This is a genomic window from Myxococcus sp. CA039A (genome assembly GCF_013336645.1).
GTDB lineage: Bacteria > Myxococcota > Myxococcia > Myxococcales > Myxococcaceae > Myxococcus > Myxococcus llanfairpwllgwyngyllgogerychwyrndrobwllllantysiliogogogochensis.
Genome location: NZ_JABUMQ010000693.1, coordinates 1 through 1,081, shown reverse-complemented (window position 1 = coordinate 1,081; position 1,081 = coordinate 1). Strand labels below are relative to the sequence as shown.

Annotated in this window: 2 protein-coding genes; both read left to right on the top strand. The window is 70.5% G+C overall.

What is annotated here, in order from left to right:
* Positions 1-115 precede the first annotated feature (115 nt).
* A complete protein-coding gene (locus tag HR086_RS47075) occupies positions 116-502 on the top strand; it encodes a DUF4280 domain-containing protein (protein WP_141646313.1) in 387 nt (128 codons plus the stop codon).
* On the top strand, positions 495-1,081 hold a 587-nt coding region (locus HR086_RS47070; RefSeq protein ID WP_305794129.1), incomplete at its 3' end, for a type VI secretion system protein IglI family protein. The genes HR086_RS47075 and HR086_RS47070, both read left to right, overlap by 8 nt.

The following is a 1,081-nucleotide window of genomic DNA, read 5'->3' as shown; positions in this document are numbered from 1 at the left end:
CTTCGAGGCCCCAGAGGGAAACGGCCGGATCTGAACGCTGGCACGCGCCACGCAATGGCGTGGCTCAGCGTCTGACGTTCCATCCCGGAACCCACGACGCCCACGAGGTGCTCGCATGGGAGCCCAGGTCGTCATGGGAGCGATGCTGCAGTGCAGTTTCGGCCTCGCCCCCTCGTCGCTGGTGGTGCTGCCCACCAACAAGGTGGTCAGCCCGACGCCCGCGGCGAACGTCCTCGACAACAAGCCCCTGGTGAACATCCCTCCCTTCGGGATGTGCCAGTCGCTGGCCAACCCCACGGTGGCGGCGGCGACGGCGGCCGCGCTCGGCGTCCTCACGCCCATGCCCTGCATCCCCGCCACCGCGGCGCCCTGGGTGCCCGGCTGTCCCAAGCTGATGCTCGGCAACGCGCCCGCGCTGGAGAGCAACTCCAAGCTGATGTGCTCGTACGGCGGCGTCATCCAGGTCGTCTCCCCCGGACAGGTGAAGGTCATCGATGGCTGACCTGGCCCAAAGCCTGCCGCCCTTCGACGGCACCTTCCTGGAGCAGCCCCTGGAGGGCGAGCCTCCCCGCCTGGCACCGGGCGAAGAGCCCGACCCCCGCGTGGAGGCCGTCACGGAGGCCGTCGCCAGCGGCGACTACGCCAACGCGGCCCGCAGCGCGGAGGCCCTGCTGCGCGAGGGTCAGCGCGACACGCGACTCGTCGGCGCCTACCTCTTCGGCGCCTTCCAGGAGCAGGGCCTGCTCGCGATGCCGGGCCTCTTCCGCTCGCTCCTCCTGGTGCTCACCACCAGCCGCGCCGCGTTCGGCCCGGAGGCCAAGCGCGACATCTTCCTGGAGAGCGGACTGCGCTGGCTGTTGCGCTCGGTGAACAAGCACCTGGCGCACAACGAGAAGAAGCAGGACGCCTCGTGGCGGCGCTGGTGCGAGGCCGACAACCGCGCGCCCATCGAAGAAGCCCTCAAGCTCTCCGAGCCCATCCTCGCCGCGATGCCCTCCGCCCTTCCCAAGAATGGCTGCGAGGAGCCCATGCGCAACCTCAGCCACTGGCTGAGGCGTCACCTGGAGGCCCTGCCCCCACC